This is a genomic window from Pedobacter sp. (assembly GCF_965279535.1).
Classification (GTDB): domain Bacteria; phylum Bacteroidota; class Bacteroidia; order Sphingobacteriales; family Sphingobacteriaceae; genus Pedobacter.
The window spans coordinates 809,907-834,260 of sequence record NZ_OZ257244.1 but is presented as its reverse complement, the minus strand read 5'-3'; the positions used below and the strand labels follow the sequence as shown (position 1 = coordinate 834,260).

General features: G+C 36.9%; 32 protein-coding genes. 18 read left to right on the top strand and 14 right to left on the bottom strand.

Translation table 11 applies throughout. From position 1 onward, the window contains the following. The first annotated feature begins 96 nt into the window (after positions 1–96). Positions 97–1,047, top strand: coding sequence for a bifunctional helix-turn-helix transcriptional regulator/GNAT family N-acetyltransferase (locus ACQY77_RS03255; protein WP_421939421.1), 951 nt, complete (start codon positions 97–99; stop codon positions 1,045–1,047). 63 nt (positions 1,048–1,110) lie between these two features. Here ACQY77_RS03255 and kdsB read toward each other — a convergent pair whose 3' ends face one another. The 3 genes from kdsB to trpS form a co-directional block, all read right to left on the bottom strand. Next, complete coding sequence (gene kdsB, locus ACQY77_RS03250; RefSeq protein ID WP_421939422.1) at positions 1,111–1,866, bottom strand: 3-deoxy-manno-octulosonate cytidylyltransferase; 756 nt, start codon at positions 1,864–1,866, stop codon at positions 1,111–1,113. 97 nt (positions 1,867–1,963) lie between these two features. Further along, on the bottom strand, positions 1,964–2,578 hold the full coding sequence (locus ACQY77_RS03245) for a deoxynucleoside kinase (RefSeq protein WP_421939423.1): 615 nt from the start codon (positions 2,576–2,578) through the stop codon (positions 1,964–1,966). 108 nt (positions 2,579–2,686) lie between these two features. Continuing rightward, positions 2,687–3,685, bottom strand: a complete 999-nt coding sequence (trpS, locus tag ACQY77_RS03240) for a tryptophan--tRNA ligase (protein WP_421939424.1) — start codon at positions 3,683–3,685, stop codon at positions 2,687–2,689. Positions 3,686–3,836: 151 nt separating this feature from the next. Between trpS and ACQY77_RS03235 the strand changes: the two genes are divergently transcribed. The 6 genes from ACQY77_RS03235 to ACQY77_RS03210 all read left to right on the top strand — a co-directional run bounded on the left by ACQY77_RS03235 (position 3,837) and on the right by ACQY77_RS03210 (position 6,928). After that, a complete protein-coding gene (locus tag ACQY77_RS03235; protein WP_428430119.1) occupies positions 3,837–4,568 on the top strand; it encodes a lysophospholipid acyltransferase family protein in 732 nt (243 codons plus the stop codon). After that, entirely contained in the window at positions 4,565–4,855 is a 291-nt protein-coding gene (gatC, locus tag ACQY77_RS03230) for an Asp-tRNA(Asn)/Glu-tRNA(Gln) amidotransferase subunit GatC (protein ID WP_421939426.1), read from the top strand. The genes ACQY77_RS03235 and gatC overlap by 4 nt, the downstream gene beginning before the upstream one ends. Positions 4,856–4,919: 64 nt before the next feature. Continuing rightward, the gene (locus ACQY77_RS03225; protein ID WP_421939427.1) at positions 4,920–5,678 is read left to right on the top strand and encodes an ABC transporter ATP-binding protein; all 759 of its coding nucleotides are present in this window, start codon (positions 4,920–4,922) and stop codon (positions 5,676–5,678) included. Between the two features lie 74 nt (positions 5,679–5,752). Further along, a complete protein-coding gene (locus tag ACQY77_RS03220) occupies positions 5,753–6,301 on the top strand; it encodes a cob(I)yrinic acid a,c-diamide adenosyltransferase (RefSeq protein ID WP_421939428.1) in 549 nt (182 codons plus the stop codon). 84 nt (positions 6,302–6,385) lie between these two features. Next, positions 6,386–6,607 (top strand): DUF2795 domain-containing protein, encoded by a 222-nt coding sequence (locus ACQY77_RS03215; RefSeq protein ID WP_010603503.1) that lies wholly within the window; start codon positions 6,386–6,388, stop codon positions 6,605–6,607. Between the two features lie 162 nt (positions 6,608–6,769). Then, a complete protein-coding gene (locus ACQY77_RS03210) occupies positions 6,770–6,928 on the top strand; it encodes a lmo0937 family membrane protein (RefSeq protein WP_109924584.1) in 159 nt (52 codons plus the stop codon). A 20-nt stretch (positions 6,929–6,948) separates the two neighbouring features. On the opposite strand, the gene ACQY77_RS03205 is transcribed toward ACQY77_RS03210, so the two are convergent. After that, positions 6,949–7,626 carry a 2-C-methyl-D-erythritol 4-phosphate cytidylyltransferase gene (locus ACQY77_RS03205; RefSeq protein ID WP_421939429.1) on the bottom strand — a complete coding sequence of 226 codons (678 nt, stop codon included), beginning with the start codon at positions 7,624–7,626 and terminating at the stop codon, positions 6,949–6,951. Between the two features lie 84 nt (positions 7,627–7,710). Then, positions 7,711–8,760, bottom strand: a complete 1,050-nt coding sequence (queA, locus tag ACQY77_RS03200; protein ID WP_421939430.1) for a tRNA preQ1(34) S-adenosylmethionine ribosyltransferase-isomerase QueA — start codon at positions 8,758–8,760, stop codon at positions 7,711–7,713. Positions 8,761–8,960: 200 nt separating this feature from the next. Here queA and ACQY77_RS03195 point away from each other — a divergent pair, with 200 nt between their 5' ends. Continuing rightward, entirely contained in the window at positions 8,961–10,205 is a 1,245-nt protein-coding gene (locus ACQY77_RS03195) for an ABC transporter permease (protein ID WP_421939431.1), read from the top strand. A 316-nt stretch (positions 10,206–10,521) separates the two neighbouring features. Here ACQY77_RS03195 and ACQY77_RS03190 read toward each other — a convergent pair whose 3' ends face one another. Further along, a complete protein-coding gene (locus ACQY77_RS03190) occupies positions 10,522–11,718 on the bottom strand; it encodes a pyridoxal phosphate-dependent aminotransferase (protein ID WP_421939432.1) in 1,197 nt (398 codons plus the stop codon). A gap of 115 nt (positions 11,719–11,833) precedes the next feature. Here ACQY77_RS03190 and ACQY77_RS03185 point away from each other — a divergent pair, with 115 nt between their 5' ends. The 3 genes from ACQY77_RS03185 to bioA are packed head-to-tail and all read left to right on the top strand — an operon-like array spanning position 11,834 to position 14,561. Further along, positions 11,834–12,820, top strand: a complete 987-nt coding sequence (locus tag ACQY77_RS03185; protein ID WP_421939433.1) for a cation diffusion facilitator family transporter — start codon at positions 11,834–11,836, stop codon at positions 12,818–12,820. After that, positions 12,807–13,259: an NUDIX domain-containing protein gene (locus tag ACQY77_RS03180; protein ID WP_421939434.1), complete on the top strand. Its 453-nt coding sequence runs from the start codon at positions 12,807–12,809 to the stop codon at positions 13,257–13,259. The genes ACQY77_RS03185 and ACQY77_RS03180 overlap by 14 nt, the downstream gene beginning before the upstream one ends. A 21-nt stretch (positions 13,260–13,280) precedes the next feature. Next, entirely contained in the window at positions 13,281–14,561 is a 1,281-nt protein-coding gene (bioA, locus tag ACQY77_RS03175) for an adenosylmethionine--8-amino-7-oxononanoate transaminase (RefSeq protein WP_421939435.1), read from the top strand. 51 nt (positions 14,562–14,612) lie between these two features. On the opposite strand, the gene ACQY77_RS03170 is transcribed toward bioA, so the two are convergent. The 7 genes from ACQY77_RS03170 to ACQY77_RS03140 all read right to left on the bottom strand — a co-directional run bounded on the left by ACQY77_RS03170 (position 14,613) and on the right by ACQY77_RS03140 (position 19,298). Continuing rightward, entirely contained in the window at positions 14,613–15,044 is a 432-nt protein-coding gene (locus ACQY77_RS03170; RefSeq protein ID WP_421939436.1) for an SRPBCC family protein, read from the bottom strand. A gap of 33 nt (positions 15,045–15,077) precedes the next feature. Beyond that, positions 15,078–15,389, bottom strand: a complete 312-nt coding sequence (locus ACQY77_RS03165) for an ArsR/SmtB family transcription factor (RefSeq protein ID WP_421939437.1) — start codon at positions 15,387–15,389, stop codon at positions 15,078–15,080. 79 nt (positions 15,390–15,468) lie between these two features. Further along, on the bottom strand, positions 15,469–15,816 hold the full coding sequence (locus ACQY77_RS03160; RefSeq protein ID WP_421939438.1) for an MmcQ/YjbR family DNA-binding protein: 348 nt from the start codon (positions 15,814–15,816) through the stop codon (positions 15,469–15,471). 96 nt (positions 15,817–15,912) lie between these two features. Beyond that, positions 15,913–17,286: an exonuclease domain-containing protein gene (locus ACQY77_RS03155; protein ID WP_421939439.1), complete on the bottom strand. Its 1,374-nt coding sequence runs from the start codon at positions 17,284–17,286 to the stop codon at positions 15,913–15,915. Between the two features lie 108 nt (positions 17,287–17,394). Continuing rightward, on the bottom strand, positions 17,395–18,024 hold the full coding sequence (locus tag ACQY77_RS03150; RefSeq protein ID WP_421939440.1) for an autotransporter outer membrane beta-barrel domain-containing protein: 630 nt from the start codon (positions 18,022–18,024) through the stop codon (positions 17,395–17,397). 4 nt (positions 18,025–18,028) lie between these two features. Beyond that, complete coding sequence (locus tag ACQY77_RS03145) at positions 18,029–18,394, bottom strand: response regulator (RefSeq protein WP_421939441.1); 366 nt, start codon at positions 18,392–18,394, stop codon at positions 18,029–18,031. Between the two features lie 151 nt (positions 18,395–18,545). Beyond that, entirely contained in the window at positions 18,546–19,298 is a 753-nt protein-coding gene (locus ACQY77_RS03140) for a LytR/AlgR family response regulator transcription factor (RefSeq protein ID WP_421939442.1), read from the bottom strand. A gap of 440 nt (positions 19,299–19,738) precedes the next feature. On the opposite strand from ACQY77_RS03140, the gene ACQY77_RS03135 reads away from it, so the two are divergent. The 4 genes from ACQY77_RS03135 (at position 19,739) to idi (ending at position 22,434) form a co-directional block, all read left to right on the top strand. Next, positions 19,739–20,017, top strand: a complete 279-nt coding sequence (locus ACQY77_RS03135) for a hypothetical protein (RefSeq protein WP_421939443.1) — start codon at positions 19,739–19,741, stop codon at positions 20,015–20,017. Positions 20,018–20,187: 170 nt separating this feature from the next. Then, a complete protein-coding gene (locus tag ACQY77_RS03130; protein ID WP_421939444.1) occupies positions 20,188–21,093 on the top strand; it encodes a MerR family transcriptional regulator in 906 nt (301 codons plus the stop codon). Continuing rightward, positions 21,077–21,913, top strand: coding sequence for a phytoene/squalene synthase family protein (locus tag ACQY77_RS03125; protein WP_421939445.1), 837 nt, complete (start codon positions 21,077–21,079; stop codon positions 21,911–21,913). The genes ACQY77_RS03130 and ACQY77_RS03125 overlap by 17 nt, the downstream gene beginning before the upstream one ends. Before the next feature lie 2 nt (positions 21,914–21,915). Then, positions 21,916–22,434, top strand: a complete 519-nt coding sequence (gene idi, locus ACQY77_RS03120) for an isopentenyl-diphosphate Delta-isomerase (RefSeq protein WP_421939446.1) — start codon at positions 21,916–21,918, stop codon at positions 22,432–22,434. 164 nt (positions 22,435–22,598) lie between these two features. Here idi and ACQY77_RS03115 read toward each other — a convergent pair whose 3' ends face one another. Beyond that, positions 22,599–22,799, bottom strand: a complete 201-nt coding sequence (locus ACQY77_RS03115) for a KTSC domain-containing protein (protein WP_421939447.1) — start codon at positions 22,797–22,799, stop codon at positions 22,599–22,601. A 123-nt stretch (positions 22,800–22,922) separates the two neighbouring features. Here ACQY77_RS03115 and ACQY77_RS03110 point away from each other — a divergent pair, with 123 nt between their 5' ends. The 3 genes from ACQY77_RS03110 to ACQY77_RS03100 all read left to right on the top strand — a co-directional run bounded on the left by ACQY77_RS03110 (position 22,923) and on the right by ACQY77_RS03100 (position 24,347). Continuing rightward, positions 22,923–23,111, top strand: coding sequence for a hypothetical protein (locus ACQY77_RS03110; protein WP_421939448.1), 189 nt, complete (start codon positions 22,923–22,925; stop codon positions 23,109–23,111). Positions 23,112–23,188: 77 nt separating this feature from the next. Next, positions 23,189–23,986, top strand: coding sequence for a HipA family kinase (locus ACQY77_RS03105; RefSeq protein WP_421939449.1), 798 nt, complete (start codon positions 23,189–23,191; stop codon positions 23,984–23,986). Further along, positions 23,964–24,347, top strand: coding sequence for a DUF3037 domain-containing protein (locus ACQY77_RS03100; RefSeq protein ID WP_421939450.1), 384 nt, complete (start codon positions 23,964–23,966; stop codon positions 24,345–24,347). The genes ACQY77_RS03105 and ACQY77_RS03100 overlap by 23 nt, the downstream gene beginning before the upstream one ends. Positions 24,348–24,354 lie beyond the last annotated feature (7 nt).

The window sequence follows — 24,354 nt, the reverse complement described above, 5'->3', positions numbered from 1 at the left end:
AAGGAAATTTTATTTCAAAGATTTTATCTCATATAATTTTGTTTTGAACACATCTGTTTTTATATTTGCGTAATCAGTTACGTAATTAGTATTTGTATGGATTTTTTTAGAAGAACAGGTAAGGTAGCCATAGGTAGCAGGCTTAGAATGCTAACAGATAAAGTAACCGAAGACGGTGCTGCGATTTATAAACTATATGATATCGATATGCAACCTAAGTGGTTTCCTGTTTTTTATTCTCTTATAGAAGGAGAGGATCAAACCATTACGGCTATAGCAAAGGCGATTGGACATTCACACCCTTCTGTAAGTAAGATTATCAGCGAAATGATAGAGAAAGGTTATGTAGAGGAGAAGAAAGATCAGGCTGACGGAAGAAGAACACTGGTAGCCTTGACACAAAAAGGAAAAACAATTGCCGCTAAAATAGCTGACCAATTGATTGATGTGAACGCAGCAGTTGAAGAACTATCTGCACAGGCTACGAATGATCTTTGGCAAGCGATCGAAGAATGGGAATTTTTATTGGAACAGAAAAGTTTATTAAAAAGGGTGATGGAAAAAAAGAAAGAAAGAAATAGCGAATTGGTGAAAATCATTGATTATAAACCGCAGTATCAGGATGTTTTTAGGGAATTGAACAAAGAATGGATTTCTACATATTTCGAAATGGAAGACTCTGATTATAAAGCCCTTGATCATCCTAATGAATATATTTTGGATAAGGGAGGTTTTATCATGGTTGCCTTATATGAAGATGAGCCAATGGGTGTTTGCGCTATGATTAAAATGAATGATGCTGAATACGATTTTGAACTGGCAAAGATGGCTGTTTCGCCAAAGGCACAAGGGAAAAATATAGGCTTCCTGTTAGCATCTGCTATTATTGAAAAAGCTAAAAGCAAAGGCGCAAAGAAAATATATCTTGAAAGCAATACAGTTTTAAAGCCGGCAATCAATCTCTATCACAAACTTGGATTTCAGAAAGTAGCTGGTAAACCAACACCATACACCAGATGTAATATTCAGATGGAATTGAACTTGTAAATAAAAAAGCTGAATGTTTATTCAGCTTTTTTATTTTGTTATAGATGTGTTCTGAAGACTAACTTATTCCAGTTTTAAAGCCTCCAGCAGCTTGTTTAATTTGGTCAAATCTTCTGGTGTATCAATGGCAACTGTTTCTAGCGTGGTAACCCTGGTTTGAATATAAAAACCATTTTCAATCCAACGCAATTGCTCCAGGCTTTCTGCAATTTCCAAAGAAGAGGGAGGTAATTTAGTGATCGCCTTAAGCGATTCTGAACGGTAGCCGTAAATCCCGATGTGTTTGTAGAATTGATGTTTCTCCGCCCATACACCTGGCTCACCATTTCTGATGAAAGGGATGGGGCTGCGACTAAAATAGATCGCTCTTCCATTTACATCAATTACTACTTTAGGACTGTTGGGGTTATATACACTTTCCTGACTTTGAATTGGTTTTATCAAAGTAGCCAATTGTACTTTTTCTTCAGTGAAACAACTGGCAAGCAGATCAATTTGCGCAGGTTCAATAAAAGGCTCATCGCCTTGTATATTGATTACAATATCGAATTCAGGAAGCTTTTCTGCTACTTCAGCACACCTATCCGTACCGCTTTGATGTGTTGATGCAGTAAAAACAAATTCTCCGCCAAATCTTTTTACTTCTTCGGCAATTCGTTCATCATCAGTGGCAATAACAACTTTAGAAAGACTGGTTGCTTTTTTAGCTTGCTCATAAACACGCTGAATCATGCTTTTCCCGGCAATATCAACCAATGGTTTTCCCGGAAAACGGGTAGAGGCGTAGCGAGCGGGAATTATTCCGATAATTTTGGGCATAGCTTGAGGTTAGAATTCACGCAAAATAATAATCGCAATTGAAATGGCAAAATATTATAAAGGATGAGCAAAAATACTCATACCTTATCTATTATTATTAAAACAAACCATTTATCTCTGCTTCAATGGCTTGGATAACCGTTCCTAAATCTTCAGGATTGTTGGTGAAGTCTAATTTATCTTTATCTAAAATCAGTAGCTTGCCCAAATTATAACCCTTGATCCAGGCTTCATATTTTTCATTTAATTTAGAGAGATAATCGATACGGATGCCAGCTTCATACTCTCTTCCTCTGCGCTGGATATTATTAACCAATGTTGGAACAGAAGCCCTCAGATATACCAATAAATCGGGTGGTTTAATAAATGAGGTGATGTTATCAAATATTGCACGGTAGTTATCATGATCACGAGTAGTCATAAGCGCCATATCATGCAGGTTTTCTGCAAAAATATGGGCATCTTCATAAATAGTCCTGTCTTGAATAACATTACGGCTATTTTTTTCTATATCGTTAATTTGTTGAAAACGACTGTTTAAGAAGTAAATCTGCAAGTTAAAACTCCAGCGCTTCATATCACTGTAGAAATCCTCTAAATAGGGGTTGTTATCTACTGCTTCATACAAAGCTTCCCAACCATAATTTTTAGCTAATAAACCGGTTAGGGTTGTTTTACCAGCACCAATATTTCCTACAATCGCTATGTGCATCTTTTTGGGATTTGGGTTTTGAAATGTATAAGATATAAGATTGGAGACACTGGCCGCTATCAGCTTTTGTCTGGCATCCCATATCTATTGTCTCAAATCTATTAATAATTAAAAACTTTTAAATCCGATTAAACTACGTACTTCTTTGATGGTTTTTTGTGCACTTTCACGAGCTTTTAGTGCACCATGTCTGGCCACCTGCCTTAAGTATGAATCGTTTTTAGCAATATCCTGGATGCGCTCGCGCATTGGCGCTGTTGCGATGATCATATCTTCTGCCAATTGTTTTTTGAAATCACCGTAACGGATCTGCATCTTATTATAAAGATCATCGAAATGCTGGTGAGTATCTTCACTGGAAACCACCTTCATTAAATCAAAAAGATTTTGAATCGGCTCAGGTTTGGCCTGATTTTCCTCAGTTGGGCCGGCATCACTCACTGCCCTCATTACCTTTTTGCGGATGGTTTCCGGGTCGTCTGATAGATAAACTGCATTCGCCTCTCCTTCAGATTTACCCATTTTTCCTTTTCCATCTAACCCAGGTACTTTGACCAGGCTTTTGGTATAGCTAAAAGCATAAGGTTCAGGGAAATATTCAGTTTCATAGAGCCTGTTAAAACGATTGCCAAAAGTTCGGGCCATTTCCAGGTGTTGTTCCTGGTCTTTTCCAACAGGTACTTTAGTGGCTTTATGAATTAAAATATCTGCTGCCATTAATACAGGATAGGTTAATAAACCTGCGTTAACGTTATCTGGATTGGCACGCACCTTATCTTTGAAAGAAGTTGCCCGTTCTAACTCACCCAAATATGCATTCATGTTCAGATAAAGATAAAGTTCTGCAATTTCCGGAACGTCACTTTGTATATAAATTGTACTGGTTTCAGGATCAATCCCACTGGCTAGGTACTCTACTAAAACATGTTTGATGTTGCCATGTAAATCTGCCGGAGTAGGGTGTGTAGTTAAAGAGTGAAGATCGGCAATAAAGAAATAGCAGTTGTAATCGTGCTGCATCTGGATAAAGTTTTTAACCGCCCCGTAATAATTGCCTAAATGTAATTTTCCTGTAGAGCGAATGCCGCTCACCACTGTTTCTTTCATAATGGCACGAAATTAAAAATAAATTAGATTATACTGTCAATTTTATTGTGAGAATGTATGGAGTTCTTAAATGATAGATTTAGTTTCATGTTAACTGTTAACTGAAAACTGATAACTGAAAAAAATTTCTATTTTTGGTCATCTATATGCTATGGCTTTATTCTTCAAACACATCCATCGGGCTTGGTTTTTGTTCTGGATCTTGTTTTTTTTCATACTGTTTTACCCCATTTACTACTTCACTTCAAGGAAGCAATGTTTTTACGGCATCCTGAACTATTGTAGAAAACTGAATAGTTTTTTACCCAGTTTCTTGTCTGGCGTATTTTATAGCTATCATTTTGAGGAAAAATTAGATCGCAACCAAACCTATATATATTGTGCCAATCACTCATCCAATCTGGATATCATGGTTTTTTGTATTATGGCCCATGGTAAATATCATTTTATGGGTAAAGATGAACTGCTGCAGAATCCAATATTGAAGATATTTTTTAGCACCATAGATATCGCAGTAAACCGGGAGAGTAAAATTTCAGCATTTCGGGCATTTAAAAAAGCCGGAGATAACCTGGAATTAGGCATGAGCCTGGTGATCTTCCCTGAAGGAAAGATTGACGATCACTATCCTCCAAGGCTTGGTGAATTTAAAAATGGTCCTTTTCGTTTGGCCATAGATAAAAATATCCCATTGGTTCCGGTTAGTATAGCTAATGTTTGGCAATTAAGCTGGGATGATGGCAGAAAATATGGAAGTAAGCCAGGGATTTGCGATATTTACATCCACAAACCTATAGATACTGCAGGTTTATCAGCAGATGATGCTGATGTTTTGAAGGACAAAGTTTATAAGTTAATTGAAAGTAAATTAGTATTAATATGAATTTAGATGCAAAAACCATTCATAAAATAGCCGATTTGGCCCGAATTCATATTGATGATCAGGAGGTGGATACACTTATTCCAGAAATGAATAAGATTTTATCTTTCATGGAAAAGTTAAATGAATTGGATACAGCTGAAGTTAAGCCTTTAGTTTATATGAATGAAGCTGTAAATATCTGGCGTGAAGATGTGGTTAAACAGGAGATATCTACAGCCGATGGACTTAAGAATTCAGCGAAACACACCGATCAATTCTTCATGGTTCCTAAAATTATCGAAAAGTAATTCGGTATTTTTCAAAAATCACTGTAACATCCTCAACCTTGCGGTTGTCTAAAAAGAAAAAAACATGCAGAAACCAATCATCACAATCAAAGAAATTGGTCGTAAATACGTTATCGGCACCGAAGTTATTCATGCACTTAAATCTGTTTCTTTAGACATCCGTAAAGGAGAATTTGTCGCTCTAATGGGCCCTTCCGGCTCGGGCAAATCTACCTTAATGAATATCTTAGGCTGTTTGGATACACCAACCAGTGGTACATATGTATTAAACGGTACAGATGTAAGTCACATGAGCCAGGATGCATTAGCTGAAGTTCGTAATAAAGAGATTGGTTTTGTATTCCAAACTTTCAACCTGCTACCTCGCTCAACCTCTCTTGATAATGTTGCCTTGCCATTAATTTATGCCGGATATAGCCGTAAGGTTAGAGAACAAAAGGCAAAGTCTGCATTAGAAAGTGTTAATTTAGGTAACCGTATGGAGCATAAACCCAATGAGCTTTCCGGTGGACAAAGGCAGCGTGTGGCCGTAGCAAGAGCATTGATTAATGATCCTTCCATTATTCTTGCGGATGAGCCAACAGGAAACCTGGATACCAAAACTTCCATTGAAATTATGGGCTTACTGGAAGAAATCCACAGCAGGGGAAATACTATTATTCTGGTAACGCACGAAGAAGATATCGCTCAACACGCTCACAGGATTGTACGTATGCGTGATGGTTTAATCGAAAATGATCACGCCAATACCGATGTTAAGTCTGTTTCACCGCGATTACAGGCTTTAAATGAAAGTGGCAGCGACTGGGAGAAAATAAACTAAGAATAGATTTTAAGTGCAGGATGGGCAATTTAAAGCTTAAGCATCCTATATTCGCATTTACCTATCAATATCTGATGAAAATCTATACTAAAACAGGAGATAAGGGGCAAACCTCGCTCATTGGTGGTACGCGGGTGCCAAAATATCACTTACGCATTGAAACCTATGGTACGGTGGATGAGCTTAATGCTTATATCGGCTTAATTATGTGCCAGGAGATAGACGCACATCACCAGAAAATGCTCAAAGAAATTCAAGATCGATTATTTACGGTAGGAGCCTCACTGGCAGCTGATCCGGAAAAATCTAAAATGAAAATTCCTGATTTGCATGAGGAAGATATTCTTCTTTTAGAAAGTGAAATGGATGTGATGAATGAGGTGCTACCTGCTTTAAAGCACTTTGTATTACCCGGTGGAAATAGTGTAGTCTCGTACTGCCATATTGCCCGATGTGTATGCAGAAGAGCAGAGCGATTATCTGTAGAGTTAGCAGAGAATAGCTTTGTAGATGAGCGTGTAACAATATATTTAAACCGTTTAAGTGATTATTTGTTTGTTTTGGCACGAAAACTGACGATGGATTATCAGGTGGAAGAAAACATTTGGATTCCACGTGTGTAATAGTTGAAAAATAAGTTTGTTTTGCTCAAAAATTTTAATATACTTTGCGCAATAAAGAAAATAGAATTTAATTGAATTGATAATATGTATTGGACATTAGAATTAGCATCGCACTTGGAAGACGCTCCATGGCCTGCAACTAAAGACGAATTAATCGATTATGGAATCCGCTCTGGTGCACCAGTAGAAGTTATTGAAAACTTACAGGCGCTGGAAGATGATGGCGAACCTTATGAAACCATCGAGGAAATTTGGCCGGATTATCCTACTAAGGAAGATTTCTTCTTTAATGAGGATGAGTACTAAAAAACATAATTTAATAAAAGCCTTCTGAGAAATCAGAAGGCTTTTTTGTTTAGTACCAATCTGCTTGGAAAAGAGTGTTTTAATCTTGTTTCTTTACATTTTCTAAACAAAACTTCCTGACCATATGTTAATGATTCAATATTTACTTAAAGAATTAACACTATGGGAAATTTATTGTATTTAGTCGCAGTAGTATTGGTTATACTATGGGTGATTGGTTTTGTATTCCACGGCTTCGGCGATGTTGGTGGTATAATCCATGTTTTATTAGTAATTGCAGTTATTGCTATTCTGTTGAAAGTGATCGGCAGAGCGGCCTAGAAAATAAAAAGCCCTTTAATTTATTTAAAGGGCTTTTTGTTGATCAGTATCTCTGCTAAATCAAGGTCAGTAGGATAGGTGATCTTAATGTTGTTTTTTTCTCCTTCTACGAGATTGATGATCTCCCCACTATGTTCCACAACACTGGCATCATCTGTAAAGAGATTGCTGAAAGGTTGAAGGTAGGCGTTTTTTATTTTTTGAAGATCAAACACCTGAGGGGTTTGAATTAAATAAAAGTCATCCCGGTTAACAGCCTCGGTATAATCTCCGTTTTTTTTTCTGATGCTGTCAGTAGGTTTAACTGCGGCAACGGCATTTCCTTTTTCGGTAGCCGCCCCATAACAAGCATCAATCAATTCTTTAGAAACCAGGGGCCTAACGGCATCATGAATGGCTACAACACCAGGTTCATCAAGTAAATCCAAAGCATTTTTTACAGAATAAAATCTTTCTTTACCTCCGTTAACTACTTCATGCGGAATCTGGAAGTTAAATTCCTTACATAGGTTATGCCAGTTCTGATGTTGATCAGCACTTAATACCAGTAGAATTTTAGGTTGAGTTTCGCTTTGGGCAAAAGCTTTAATGGTATGCATTAATACCGGAAGGTTATTAAGCAAAAGAAATTGTTTCGGGGTTTCGGTTTGCATCCGGTTTCCTGAACCGCCAGCTACAATTATAGCGTAGTTTTTCATTTTTAGTATCAAGTAGCAAGAAGTTAGTATCAAGAATCAAGTACCAAGATTTCTTGATACTTGATACTCGCTACTTGAATGTAGTTATATAATTAGCATGGCATCGCCATAGCTATAGAATTTATATTTTTCTTTAACAGCCACCTCGTAAGCATTCATTACGTTTTCATAGCCTCCAAAGGCACTAATCATCATTAATAATGTTGATTCTGGTGTATGGAAATTGGTGATCATTGAATTGGCAATGCTGAAATCGTAAGGAGGGAAAATAAATTTACTGGTCCAGTCGTTTGCAGCTTTCAAAGTTCTGTTAGCCGAAACTGCTGATTCAATGGCTCTCATTGAGGTAGTTCCAACCGCGCAAACTCTTCTCTTGTCAGCAATACCTTTATTTACAATATCGGCATCTTTTTGTTCGATGATGAATTGTTCAGAATCCATTTTGTGTTTGGTTAAATCTTCAACCTCAACCGTTCTGAAAGTTCCTAATCCAACATGTAAAGTAACTTCTGCAAAGTTAATCCCTTTTAATTCTAAACGCTTCATCAGCTCACGGCTGAAGTGTAGGCCAGCAGTTGGCGCTGCAACAGCACCTTCATGCTTAGCGAAAATTGTTTGATAACGTTCTTTATCTTCGGCAGTAGCCTTACGTTTAATGTATTTAGGAAGAGGTGTTTCACCTAAAATTTCTACGTTTCTTCTAAATTCTTCGTCTGTACCTTCAAATAAGAAACGAATGGTACGGCCGCGAGAGGTGGTATTGTCAACTACCTCAGCAACTAATAAATCGTCATCACCAAAATATAACTTATTACCTACGCGGATTTTACGTGCAGGATCTACAAGAACATCCCAAAGGCGTAATTCTTTGTTTAACTCACGTAACAAGAAAACTTCGATGGTAGCACCAGTTTTTTCTTTATTGCCATATAAACGGGCAGGGAAAACTTTGGTGTTATTTAATATCATAACGTCCTGGTCATCAAAGTAACCTAAAACATCTTTGAAAATTTTATGTTCAATTTTGCCGCTATCTTTGTGTAGAACCATCAAACGTGCTTCATCACGTTCTTCTGATGGATTGTGTGCTACAAGTGACTCGGGTAAGTTGAATTTGAATTGTGATAATTTCATTCCTGATGAATTTTTTGAGGTGCAAAAATACGAAATTAATTTTTCTTTTTAGTATTTTATCAAACGCTTTGGAACTAAATAATGTTTTGGTGGCGCAGCGTGGAAAATTATGGCATAGCGTTAACATACTGCAATAAAATTAATTAGTTTTGAGCATAAAACTGTAACCTTTTTAAACCAATGGTGTCTAAACCACAATTATGATAATTTTTAGGCTAATAGGCGAGAGTTTCCGTTTTGCATTTGATGCATTGCGCCAAAATAAGTTACGTACGATGTTGTCGTTATTGGCAATAACCATTGGTATTTTTACCATTATCGCGGTGTTTTCGGCGGTAGATACTTTTAGAAACAAATTACAGGCCAGCGTAGATAAATTGGGTTCAAATACCATTTATGTTCAAAAATGGCCATGGAGCTTTAGCGATAATTATCCATGGTGGAAATACATGAACCGTCCACAGCCTTCTCAGCGTGATTTTACAGCACTGAGAGAACGGATGGAAAATGCACAGGGCATTACGTTTGAGATTTCTACAAACGATAGAACAATCAAATACAGAAGTAGTTCTGTTGAAGGGATTTCCATTTGGGCTGCATCTCAGGATTTTAATAAAACCTGGAATTTTGAATTACAGGATGGACGTTATTTTACAGAAAATGAAAGTAATAATGGCTCCCCAGTCTGTATTATGGGAGCAGATATTGCTGAAGGCTTGTTTAACGGTGATTCTCCAATAGGCAAACAGGTTCAGATTCTGGGAAGAAGACTTACAGTTGTTGGGGTATTTAAGAAAGAAGGGGAAGATATGCTTGGAACCTCACTCGATAAAAATGTGAATGTTCCAATCAACTTTGCCAAAGGTGTTTTGGATGTTCAAAGCGATCGTTATGGCCCACAGATTACAGTGCGAGGAACAGATCAGGTTTCGCTTGAAGAGGTGGAGAGTGAATTGAGGGGACTAATGCGTTCAATTCACCGACTAAAACCTGGTGAGGAAGATGATTTTGCTTTAAATAAAACAACCATTATTTCCAACCAGTTAGATACCATGTTCAATATGGTTAATATTGCCGGATGGGTTATTGGTGGCTTCTCTATTTTGGTGGGTGGTTTTAGTATCGCTAACATTATGTTTGTTTCGGTAAAAGAGCGGACAAACATTATTGGTATTCAAAAATCTCTCGGAGCCAAAAACTATTTTATTTTGCTTCAGTTTATATTTGAGTCCATTACCTTATGCTTAATGGGCGGAGTACTGGGTTTAGTCCTGGTATACTTGGGTACATTAATTTTGGAGCAGGCAGCAGATGTTAAGGTGGTACTTGATTTAGCAAATATAAATTTAGGCGTCTGGATTTCTGTCGTTATCGGAACGATATCTGGTTTCTGGCCTGCATATTCTGCATCGAGATTAGATCCGGTAGAAGCGATCAGGAGCTAGTTGCTGGTATCAGGAATAAAGTATCAAGATTTTGATTCTTATTATTTAACCACCTAAGGCAGCTTAGACACCTAAGTATGTTTGGATTCAAACTTTTTTTTTGGTTTTTAGTATCAGGAATAGCGTATCAAGTATCAAGACTTTGATTCTTATTATTTAATCACCTAAGGTAGGTCAACCACATCTTTCCATTAAACGTGGTAGGATTAAAGTTTTTTGCGGCAGTTGCTCTTTATTCTTGTTCCTTACTCCTTAAAGAAAAAATCCCCGCTAAAATGAATTCAACGGGGATTTTTTTATTTTAAAAGGCTGTCAGTTATACCAATTTACCTAAGGCTTCTCTAATTCTTCTCAATGCTTCTGTTAAGCTTTCGTCAGATGCTGCGTATGATAAACGGATGTAATTGTCGTTTCCGAAAGAATCACCGCCTACAGTAGCTACATGGCCTACATTTAATAAATAAAGCGCTAAATCTGCAGAATTTTTAATTACGTTTCCATCTGCATCTTTTTTACCGAAGAATGAACTGATTTCCGGGAAGAAATAAAATGCACCTTCAGGAAGGTTGGTTTTAACTCCTGGGATATCATTTAACAGGTTGTAAACCAATTCTCTGCGGCGGGTAAATGCTTTTTTCATTTCCAACACGCTTTCAAGTCCTTGCTCATAAGCTACGATTCCTGCTCTTTGTGCAATTGAGCAAGTTCCGGATGTAGTTTGGCCCTGAAGTTTATCATTGGCTGCAGCAATTTCTTTATTTGCCGCAATGTAACCTAATCTCCAACCTGTCATGGCAAATGCTTTAGAAAAACCATTCACAATAATTACGCGGTCTTTAATGCTTTCAAATTGAGCAATAGACTCATGTTGATCAACAAAGTTGATGTGTTCATAAATCTCGTCGGAAAGGATATAGATGTTAGGATGTTTTTCAAAAACTTTAACTAATGCGGCAAGTTCTTCTTTGTTATACACCGAACCCGTTGGGTTACAAGGTGAAGAGAACATAAACAACTTTGATTTAGGTGTGATAGCAGCCTCCAATTGTTCAGGGGTGATTTTGAAGTTGCTTTCGATATCCGTATTGATGAAAACAGATTTTCCTTCAGCAAGGGTAACCATTTCTGAATAAGAAACCCAATATGGTGTAGGAATAATTACTTCATCTTCAGGATCAATCAAAGTTAAAATTACATTTGAAAGTGATTGTTTCGCACCTGTAGAAACTACAATCTGAGAAATATCATAATCCAGATTATTTTCCGTCTTAAGCTTGTTTACAATGGCTTGGCGCAGATCAGGGTATCCCGGTACCGGAGAATAACGGGTGTAGTTCTCGTCTAGGGCTTTTTTTGCTGCATTTTTAACATGCTCTGGCGTATTAAAATCGGGTTCGCCAACACTTAAACTAATAACATTGATTCCCTTAGCAGCTAATTCGCGGCCAAGCTTTGTCATTTTAAGCGTTGCAGATTCTGAAAGATTGTTGATTCTTTGTGATAAGGTGCTCATGGTTAAATACTTTGAGCGCAAATATATAAACCAAATATTATTCTGCACTAAAAAAGCTATAGTTTTTATCATTTATTTTAGCTGATAAGCGTATTTTTGATGAAAAAAAAATATTGTGTCGGTAAAAAAGAGGGCTATCTTAATTTCTTTATTGGTGAGTGTGCTGTTGATGTTAGCTAAATTTATAGCCTATTTTATCACAGGGTCCAATGCCATTTTAACTGATGCAGCCGAAAGTATTGTAAATGTAATTGCCGGAGGCTTTGCTTTTTATAGTATTTATCTAAGTACGCAACCGCGTGATGAAAACCATCCCTATGGACATGGTAAAGTGGAATTTTTCTCTGCCTTCGTTGAGGGTATGTTAATTCTCATTGCAGGTATCATCATTATCTTCAAATCATCCTACAATTTAGTCTATCCTCATGCAGTAGATCAGTTGCTGGAGGGTACAATTATTATAGGTATAACCGGTATTATCAATATGGTTGTTGGTCTTTACCTGATTAAAACCGGAAGAAACGAACACTCCATTACTTTACAGGCTGATGGAAGACATTTGCTAACCGATACTTATACCAGCATTGCCATTGTTGTAGGTTTGATATTGATACAGTTAACAAATATTATTTGGTTAGATAGTTTGCTGTCTATTTTGGTTGGCTTCTATATCATCTATTCCGGATATAAACTTACACGGGGTTCGGTTGGTGGACTAATGGACGAGAGTGATTTTACTTTGGTTGAAGAAGTAGTAGAAGTTTTACAGCAAAACAGGCATAAGCCATGGATTGATGTTCATAATTTGAGAACACAGCAGTACGGACCTGAATTTCACATCGATTGTCATGTTACCTTACCTTATTATTTTGATTTAAATAAGGTGCACAAAGAAATATCACAGATTGATGAACTGATTAATAAAAGTGGAGTCAGGAAGGCAGAATTATTTATACATGCTGATCCTTGTTTGCCTGCTTGTTGCCATTATTGTCATATGAGTGAATGTCCGGTTAGGTCTGAACCTTTTAAAGGAGAAATTATCTGGACACCAGAAATTGTAATTAAGAATAAAAAACATTTCGAAAATGAGCTACTTTAACGTAAGGGTTTATGGCCTTTTAATCAATTCAAATCACGAAGTTTTGATCAGTGATGAAGAAGAATATGGTTTTCGTTTTAGTAAGTTTCCTGGAGGAGGATTGGAGTTAGGAGAGGGATTAATTGATGGTCTGAAGCGAGAATTTGTGGAAGAGTGCCAAGCCGAAATAGATGTTTTATCACATTTCTATACCACCGATTTTTACGAAAAATCGTCTTTTAACGATAGTCAGGTGATCAGTGTTTATTACCTGGTAAAAGAAAAGGCTCCGCTCAAGCTGGCTTTCAAATCCAAAATATATGATTTTGATGCTGAAGGGGAAATCCTTCAGGCTTTTCGATGGGTAAAAATAGCCGATTTGTCTCTGGATGAAATCACTTTCAGAACAGATAAAACCGTAGCAAGCCTGTTGAAAGACCAATATGCCGTTAATGATTAATCGTGTGTAAAGCAATACATTATGTCTTCAACTTCCAAACTAAGTTTAGCCGAACGCGATCAAAGAGTAATTTGGCATCCTTATACACAAATGAAAAACCCCTTACCTCACATACCTATTGTAAGGGGAGAAGGCGTTTATGTTTTCGATGAAAATGGCAATCGTTATATCGATGCCATCTCTTCCTGGTGGGTAAATATTCACGGACATTCTAACCCATACATTGCGAAAAAGGTTGCCGAACAGTTAACCACTTTAGAACATGTTATTTTTGCGGGTTTTACACACGAACCAGCTGTTTTACTGGCAGAACGGCTTCTGGAGCTTCTTCCCGGAAAGCAGGAAAAGGTTTTTTATACGGATAATGGTTCAACGGCGGTAGAAGTGGCTTTGAAGATGTGTTTACAGTATTGGAATAATCTGGATACACCAAAAACAAAAGTCCTTGCTTTTAAAAACGCTTACCATGGAGATACTTTTGGAGCCATGTCGGTAAGTGGAAGAAGTATTTTTACCGATGCTTTTAATAGTCTGCTATTTGATGTCGAGTTCATAGATCTTCCAAATGAAGAGAACATAGAAGACCTTGTAAAGCACATTTCAAGCCTTGAAAACACTTCATGTTTCATTTTTGAGCCTTTAATCTTAGGTTCAGGAGGAATGTTGATGTATGAAGCCAGGCATTTAGATCAATTGTTAGCGGCTTGCAGGCAAAATAATATTCTTACCATTGCCGATGAAGTAATGACTGGTTTTGGCAGGACAGGGACCTTCTTCGCTTGCGAACAACTGGTTAATAAGCCTGATATCTATTGTTTGAGTAAGGGCTTAACAGGTGGCACTATGCCTTTAGGTATAACAACCTGTACGGCAGATATTTTTAAAGCATTCTTCAGCGATGATAAATTAAAGACACTCTATCATGGGCACTCTTTTACGGCCAATCCCATTGCTTGTGTAGCTTCATTGGCGAGTTTAGATATTTTATTAGCGCCAGCAACTTTGAAAAATATTCAAAGAATATCTGCCAGGCATACTTCATTTTTGCAAGAGATAGCGGGACATGAAAAAATTAGATCTGTACGTCAAACCGGTACAATTATAGCAATTGAATGGAAAACGGAGAGCGGAACTTCTTATCTGAGTGATCTTCGTAACCAACTGTATGCCTATTTTTTAACGCGTGGGATAATCTTAAGGCCTTTGGGGAATATAATTTATATCCTTGCACCATATATCATCAGTGATGCAGATTTGGATTACATTTATAAAACGATCAAATCAGCATTGGAAGAGATATAGAAGCAAATGAATAACCTGGAACAAATAACAGGTTATTCATCTGAAAAGTGTTTAGGCTCCTTCTAAATACTTTTTAAGTGCATCGTTAACAAAGTAAGTCCAGCCGCCAACAAAACTGGTTTTGGCAAAATCTGGTCCATTTTCTGCAAAGGTTTCTAATCCCTCATGGGTAAGTCTGAGTAAAGTTTTATCTCCCTGATCAAAGAGTTCCCAGTGTACGGTTGAATTTCCCGGGTAACCATCATAGCGCCAGGTGTAGGCTATTTTTTTACCTTCAATAACTTCTATCACTTCGCACAGATGAAGGTATTGAGGGCCATCATCAGGTCCTCCGGAAAATTCAAATTTGAAGCCCTTTTCGGGTTTAAATTCTTCCAGCTGGAAGTACCAGGCTTTTAGCTCTTCATTTTGTGTTATTGCATTCCAAACTTTATCGATTGGTGCATTGTAAACACGTTCTACAATAACTGGGTCATTTTTCATGATTAATGATTTTAATGAATCGGAATAATTGAATTATTTATCTTTTTGATTTAAGTGTTTTTCAAGTGCATCCAGCTTGTTCGTCCAGAAATTTCTATACTGTTCAATCCATTTGGATACTTCTTGTAATTTCTTAAATTCTATTTTACAATATCGATCTCTGCCTTTTTGCGTAATGGTAACTAAGCCACATTCGGTTAATATTTTGATGTGCTGCGAAATTGCGGGCCTGCTAACCTCAAACTGATCTGCAATTGCATTCAGGTTTAGCGTTTGATGCGCTATCAAATGTATGATTTCTCTTCGGGTGGGGTCTGCAATGGCCTGAAATACATCTCGTCTCATCTTATGGATTTGTTAAAAAAAAAAAACGTAAGCAATTACTTACGAATATAAGTGTAAGTAATTGCTTACGCAAATTTATTTAAGCATTATCCTCAGATTTATATTTTGCGGCCAAAGTTTTAGGCGCAACATTGCAATAGGAGAGGGTTAGGGCATCTTTAATCATTTCAATGGGCGAGGATGCGAGTTCAAAAATTGTCCAGCCTTGTTTTCCCCAAGCACCTGTAGCAGGATAGATTTGCTGGGGATGGTAGCTGCAAAACACCGACTGATCTATTTCTGAAAGCTTAAAACAAGCTTTTTGCTTCTTTAGGTCGAGTGTTGCAATGATTTTTTTATTAACCCTGAAAGATGTTTTTTCAAAATGGGGCTGCTCTGTTACTTCCTCAAAGCTTAATACCAGTTTTCTAAATGCTAAATCGGTCATATTTTATGGGTTTAATTTGTCAGTTTAACTGGTACAAATATCCAGGGCTGCAACAAATCTTACCTACAATCCATGCATTAGTGGTAAGTTCCTGAATTACAATTTAAATAGTTTTTCTGGATTTTGCGCAGCATAACTTAAGATCAGGTTTAAAATGTAGCTATTTGAAGGGTAAACAGAAAGATTCTCTTTTATGGGAGCTAAACCATCTGAGAGGTAATTCTTATCTGTAAAATAACCCATGCCATAAAATTTTCCTTGTTCTACTACCAGACAGCTTAATTCTTCTTCTCTTCTGCCTTCATCAACCAGGGCAAAGCTCGGTTGAGATTGCTGAATGTCTAAAAGGGCGGCATTCAATTTTTTATTGTAAACTGCTACAGTTTCAATGCTGCTGCAAGCACCAAAACATTGTCCGTTTTCATGCGCCATACACTTGCTGAATTTTTTTTGAAGGTAACACAGCTTTGCACAGAGCTGATATTTATCTACCATCTGATTCAGAAAATTATATCCTTCCAGTAAACTATTAAAACTTTGTAGTGCTTTATTGTTGCTATGGTGTTTATCAATGGCTAACCTTAAATAGCCATTTTGGTCTTCAAAAACACAAAGATCATATTTATGTTCGTAACGTTTCATTGCCCGGTTATTCTCCGGCCACAGGCGTTTTATTTCGTGGGCTTCTAGTATAAGTGCCATTAATTCTGTTCCACAGGTCACATAATCTACATGGTGGATCGTTCTCAGGAAGTCTTGTCGTTGCTTATTTGGCTTGTTTCCTGTAAAATGACTGAAAACACGCTTTCTCAGATTTTTGGCCTTACCTACATAAACAATTTTACCCTTTTTGTCTTTAAAATAATAAACACCGGGCTGATGAGGCAGATTCAAGATAACCTTTTTATCTAAGTGCGGAGGCAAAACCTGTTCCTTTGATGTTTTTTTTAGCATTTCAGCGATGAAGCCTTCCTGATCAGTTTCTAAAAGCAGGTTGAATAAAATACTTGTTGCATCAGCATCGCCGGCGGCGCGGTGACGATTATGAATGGGGATTTGTAAAATGCTGCATAATTTTCCTAAACCGTAAGAAGGTTTGCCGGGTAAAAGTTTACGGCTAAGTCTTACCGTACACAGCTTTTTTACGTTCAGTTCAAAACCGGAAAGTGATAAGTGATGTCTTAAGAAGGAATAATCAAAGTTAACATTGTGTGCTACAAATATCTTATCCTGAAGGAGTTGGTAAATCTGCAGGGCCACTTCTTCAAAGCCCGGGGCGTTGACAAGCATTTCGTTGTCAATCCCTGTCAGTGCTGTAATGTAAGCTGGTATCTCCCGTTTAGGATTAATTAATGTGCTAAAACGCTCAACAACTTCTGTTCCATCATGGATATTAATTGCTACTTCTGTGATGGCATTCGCCGAAGCATGGCCTCCAGTGGTTTCAATATCTACAACGGCGTACAACATATGCTAATTAAAATGAATGACAAATTTATGCTAAAATAATTAGCATGTGAAATGTTTTTACATTTTTTATTAAACGCCTTTGATTAAAGAAAATTTTAAGTTTCTGATTTAACGCTTACGAATGAGTTTGCTTAAGTTGGGTTTTATACCAATGGTTAACGGTACGGTGCTGTATGTTCTGTTTTGTATCTTGCTTAGGCCATGCATATAACTGGTTTCGAAAAACAAACTTACCCCACCAAGCTTATATTCTACACCACCACCCAGTTCAACAATTACTGTTCCGTTTGTTTTGTTGTTCATGGTTATTTGCTGGTTATTAAGATCAACGGCTGCCTGGGGGGTAAGAATAAATCCACCTCCTGCACCACCAAAGCCATATACAGCCCATTTGTTAATAAACTTTCTGTATCCTAAGGCAACATTCAGCAGATAGGTGGTGGATCTTCCTTCTTGCAGGGTATATGGATAGCCGGGATCTGCGTCAATCTGATTAAACTTAAAGGCATGAAGGCTTAGCTTTGGGTACATAAATAAACCGCCGTTTCCAAGCGCGAGATTTAATCCAAGGGTAGTTGAAAATTTAGGTTTTAGAAAATCTGCACTTTCTCCCATCGGAAGTGCAAAACCAACTCCACTCATGGAGTAAAGCTTATCTGTACGGCTGCTTTGGGCATGACCATTTTCCCAAAGGAAAATAAAGGACATTAAAAATATACCGGCAATTGTGTTTCTCATAAGCTTAGTTCTTTGAGGTGAGGTATTTTACCTGCTTTATTAAGGCAGGCATATCAAAAGGCTTTTCAAGATAAAAATCAGGCTGGTAACGCTGAGTAGCAATGTATTGTTCATCAAATCTGGCGGACGCAAGAATTACCGGTATATGTTCTGTATTCGGATCTAACCTTAATTCTTTAAATACTGCTCTTCCGTCCATTCCATTTAACATAATATCCAGTATAATTAAATCCGGATGGAAATCTTTAATCGTTTTAAATATATATCGTGGGGAAAGCAGGGGTAAAACGTCGTAATGCTCTTCTTCTAAAGTAAGTTGAAATACCTCCAGTATATCTGGATCATCATCAACAACCAAAATCCTTTTCAAAATAATTCGTCTCCTTAATAATAATTAGTTATCGTAAAGACAATCAACCGCAGGTAATGTTTGATTGTAGCATAAAAATTGCCAAATCAACTGCTTTCCTGGTTTTGCTGTAATGATTATTTATTTTACGAGCCGGCAGGTAAAGCTTGAATCAGGTATTTGGCAAATTTTTGTCTTTCAATAAATTGCTTTCCAGAAATGAATTAAATAGCGCGAGATGGCTATTGGCTATGGGATAAGAAATTTCACCAGAAAGTAAAACCTGATTTCCTAAAACGCTTTTAATGTGTTGTTTAGCTATGATAATGTTTTCGCTGATTTGTAAGAATGCAGGGTGTTTTTTTAGCATTTTCATTATTTTGATGAAATCGAGCTTCGCACTTTTATAATTGGTATTTATCGTTATAAACTCAATCTCCTGATGAGAATTTTCGATAGAAATTAATTCATCAAGATCTATTTTAATTAATGATCCACTTTCATCCTGCATAGGGATGTAGAAGTAATGATCTTCAAAAACAGTTAAGGGATTGCTATCTTTCTTGCCGTTAGGATAAAGATTACCAATGGTTTTAATAAAATTTAAAATGGAATAGGGCTTTAGCAGATAAGCATCCGCCTCAACTTTAAAAGCATCAATGGCATATCGGGTGTGTGCGGTAGTAAAGATAAGGTGCTTGGTTTTTTGCCTCAATAAACTGGCTAATTCAATTCCGGATATAGTAGGCATTTCGATATCCATAAAAATAATATCAACAGATGTTGAAACTGAAATTTCGGACAGGGCTTGTAAAGGGTCGGCAAAGGTTTTAATAAGTGCTAAATCTGGTGAGTTTTCGATGTATGATACCAAACTCTCTAAAGAATGTGGATCATCATCAATGGCAATACAGGTAATGGGCATTTCAGTTGGTTTAGGAGGTGAGATGTAAGTTAATTAAATATAAACTGATTTTTTGGGATATTATTCTATTGAAATTAGTTTGGACACTAAATTATTAATTTTTGAATAATTTAGTGTCATCCTAAACAAATAATGAAACTTTCAACTGTTTTAGATCTGCCAGGAATATTCGGTTTTTTATCAGAAAAATAGGATATGAGGTTAAATATCAGGTAAGTTTTTAATTCATGCCTGATCGTGCGTTATCATTCATCTTATTCATTGTTTATCATCAATAGGCCATTCTGGTCAATTTCCAGGCTTTTAGGGGCTGTGATATAAAAGAAATGAAAACAAATTTTTTTAATTGATTGTATTACAGTATATTAGTTATACGGTTCTTGGCTGAGTACCACTGAGAATTTTGTCATCTACCTATTTCATCCTAAAACTAAGTCCCCATGAAAAACAAAACCCGTAGAACCAATCGGTTAAACGTCTCTCTCACTAAAAAAGTAATTGAACTTCAGGAGATGGGGTATGATTGTGATTTTCTGTTACTCGCTAATGGGACGTTGCATTGTATGCAAACTAATTTTAATTATCCTTTAAGTACAGTTGTGATTAAAAGGTTGGAGAATGGTTATGATTTGTTAAGTCATTCTTATAAAAACGTACATATTATCGAAACGGGGAATGGTGAAAAAGGAGTTTTACTCTCTGAAACCGCGCTGAGTTAATGAGCTATGGTCTTTTTCTGAATTTTTTATTTTTAAGAATTTAAATGGTTAAGCAATTAAGTTAATTGCTCTGTTTTAGCTAATTACAGGGAAAAGCAGAAATAATTAATTGCTCAAACCTTTTTCTTGCATTTTTGTTTAAATTTTAGTTTATATATTTAAACAAAATAATGACTTATTCTATTTCAGATCTAGAACAGCTTTCGGGCATTCAATCTCATACCATCAGGATGTGGGAACAGCGTTATGACGCGCTGAAGCCTGACAGATCTGAAGGCAATACCCGGAAATATGATGATGAACAGCTTAAGCGACTGCTAAATATTGTTTCGTTAAATCAATCCGGCATCAAAATTTCTAAAATCTGTAGCCTTTCCAGCCATGATTTTAACGTTTTATTAGATCGGCAACTGGAACGTTTTACAATCGATAAACGCTACGAAGCTATTGTTGGTCAGTTAATTAGGTATGGAATTTCTTTTGATGGAATTTCTTTTTCCAATTTGTTAACCCGTTCATTTCAAGAACTGGGTACAATTGCGTGTTACCAGGAAATAATATATCCATTGTTGGTTAAGCTGGGGTTGATGTGGAGTAAGGATGATATTTGTCCGGCACACGAACACTTTATTTCTCAAATTATCCGGCAGAAGTTATTTTCTGCTATTGATAAATTACCCAACTGTGAGGCAGCAGCAGAAAGGTGGCTTCTTTTTCTACCCGAAGATGAAGATCACGATATTGGGTTATTGCTGGCTTACTATATTTTAAAGCTAAATGGTAAAAATGTGATATTTTTGGGCAGTAAGGTACCGTTGTCGTCAATAAAAGAAGTACTGCCTACTACTAAAATCAATCATATCCTGCTTTTTATGGTTAGGGCTAGAATGGTCAATGCTGCACAAGATTACATTGATCAGCTGTCTGATATTTGTGCTAATGTTAAGATGCATCTTTCTGGTAATGGTCAGTTAATTGGTAAACTGGCTAATGTAGATCATATTAATTGGTGTAAAACACTTGAAGAATTTGAAGAAACAATGAAAAAAACTGCTATTTATGAAACAAATATTTGATCAATTATCGGTTACTTGCAGCAAGTTGATCACCAAAAGATACAGTACGAGCTTTTCTTTAGGGATTTATTTTTTAGGAAAAGAGCATAGAAATCCGGTATATGCCATATATGGGTTTGTGCGGTTAGCTGATGAAATTGTGGATAGTTTTCATGATTACAACAAAGCATATCTTTTAAATAAGTTTAAACAGGATACTTTCGAGGCCATCGAACAAGGCATTAGCTTAAATCCCGTTCTGAATTGTTTTCAGGAAGTGGTGAATACATATGATATTGAACATGAGTTGGTAAGACTTTTTCTGCACAGTATGGAAATGGATTTAGAGAAAAAGTATTACACTGAAGAGCTGTATAAGGAATATATCCTGGGCTCGGCTGAGGTAGTGGGTTTAATGTGTTTACGCGTTTTTACAAAAGGTAATGACGATCAGTACAGGCAATTAAAGCCCTATGCAATGAAGTTGGGTGCTGCATTTCAGAAGGTTAATTTTTTAAGGGATATTAAAGCTGACCATCAAGGCCTGAAGCGTAACTATTTCCCTAACATAGACCTAGCCGTATTTTGTGATTTGCAGAAAAAGACTATTGAGGAAGAAATTGAACATGATTTTGAGGAGGCGTTAATCGGAATCAAAAAACTCCCTCTAAGCTCCAGAAATGGTGTTTACCTGTCTTATATTTATTATAAAAAATTGTTTAGCAAAATTAAAGGGCTTTCTGCTGAGCGGATTATGAATGAGCGGATCAGAATACCTAATCACCATAAAATAGGTTTGATGTTTGATTCAATGATCAGGCACAAATTAAATGTGATATAACTATGGTAGAGCATGTAATTTTAGTAGATGAAAACGATTTGCCTCAAGGACAGATGGAAAAGCTTGAAGCACATGTAAAGGGAGTACTTCACCGCGCCTTTTCGGTTTTTATTTTCAATTCAAAAAATGAGCTGCTACTTCAAAAAAGGGCTGAACATAAATATCATTCTGGCGGCCTTTGGACCAATACCTGCTGTAGCCATCCTAGAGTTGGCGAAGATAATCTGGTAGCTGCCAATAGAAGGTTGATGGAAGAAATGGGGATTGGCAGTTCGCTCAACTATCTCTTTAATTTTACCTACAAAGTTGAATTTGATGATGGATTAACTGAACACGAGCTTGATCACGTTTTTTATGGACATTGTGATGATTTACCGGTAATAAACCCGGAAGAGGTTGCTGCCTATCGCTACTTGAGTTTATCCGATCTGAAAAAAGATATTGAACTACATCCTGATCAGTATACTTCCTGGTTGAAGATTTGCTTAGATAAAGTGGTTGAGCATTTGAAAGGCATTTAAAATAAAAACGGGCATATAGCCTAAGCCATATACCCGTATCTAAATTAACGCTCTCGAGGACAAATATAGGGTAAGTTTCCAATAATCCTAAATCTTTAACACTTCTTTTACTTTAAGATTATATTCAGGTAATATATAATTTGTGTAGGGAACTTAAACTGTATTCATTCATCAACCAGTTCATATTCAAAATTTCCCTTAATATGATAATTGAAGTATCTACCCTTTGATCCGGCTGCTTTCAACATCTGATATACTTTTTGTGGTACTTCTTTATAGCGATAGGTTAAATTTGTGATAAAGGTAATCAGCAATATCTGACTGCTTTCATCATAATAGAAATGCTTAATGGCTGTTGAAGGCATGATTTATAATTTCAATATCCTGATCAAAATGATAACTTAAAAGATATATTTATTGTTTTGATTATCAGTGTTAAACATTTTTCTGGCTTGCTTGTTTTTACCAAACAAAACAATTATTGAATTATGGATAGATCAGAAATTATATCTCTACTTGAGGTAATCAATCAGCAGGTAAGTTCTTCGATTTTGGGCGGTATGGAAGAAGACTATGAAGAACTGGAAAGTATGGGACTGATTAAGATTAATCGTGACTCGGTGCAGTGGTCGGCAGCAATGACACCAGCTGGAAATGCGTATTTAGGTCACGATTAATTATTGATAAAGGAATAACCTATAATTCTACTAAATTTGCAGCGTTTTTGATGTTCTAGTATATCATCAACATGCTTATGAATAATTTTCAAATGGCGCTTAGAACTGTTCAGGTTACCCGATATGTAACCCCTTTACGTGAGGGCGGTTCTATGCCTGCAATTGCCGAAGCGGACGACGGGTTTCTTTATGCTTTAAAGTTTAAGGGGGCCGGACAGGGGCCAAGAGCACTCATTGCTGAACTAATTGGAGGCGAGATTGCTCGTATTTTAGGTTTAAAGGTGCCAGAGCTGGTATTTGCGAATCTGGATGAAGCCTTTGGTCGTACAGAACCAGATGAAGAAATTCAGGATCTGTTGAAAGCAAGTATAGGTTTAAACCTTGCACTACACTATTTATCTGGTGCTATCACTTTTGATCCGACAGTTACACAAATTGATGCTAAACTGGCCTCTCAGATTGTTTGGCTGGACTGTTTTTTAACTAATATGGATAGAACCTGCCGGAATACCAATATGCTAATCTGGCATAAGGAACTTTGGCTAATAGACCATGGTGCTGCGTTATATTTTCACCATTCATGGGATAACTGGGAGCAACAAGCCCAAAAGCCATTTTTCCTGGTTAAAGACCATGTGCTGTTGCCTTGGGCTACCGAATTAGAACAGGTTCATGAGGAGTTTATGGCAATACTGGATGAGCAAAAAATTGAGGCTGTAATTAAGCTCATCCCGGATGATTGGTTAGAAGAAGATAGTAATTTCCATAGTAGAGATGAACATCGTAAGGCTTATGCCCGTTTCTTAGCAATCAGGCTTTCCCATTCAGCTATATTTTTAAAAGAAGCACAGCATGCAAGATCAGTTCTTATTTGAGTATGCTGTAATTCGCGTGATGCCCAGGGTAGAACGTGAAGAATTTATTAATGTGGGCATTATTCTTTTTTGCGCCAGACAAAAATTCCTTAAAAGTATTTATTCGCTGGATGAAAAGAGATTAGAATGCTTATTTCCTGCAATTGATTTGGCAGAAATGGAGACGAATTTACTTGCTTTCCAAAGAATTGCCTGTGGAGCTAAAGGTTCGGGCCCGATAGGACATTACGATCAGGCTTCACGTTTCAGGTGGCTTACCGCAACCAGAAGCACTGTAGTACAATGTTCGAAAGTGCATCCAGGGTTTTGTGTTGATGCACAAGAAACATTAGAAAGATTGCATGCACAAATGGTGCTTTAAATGCACT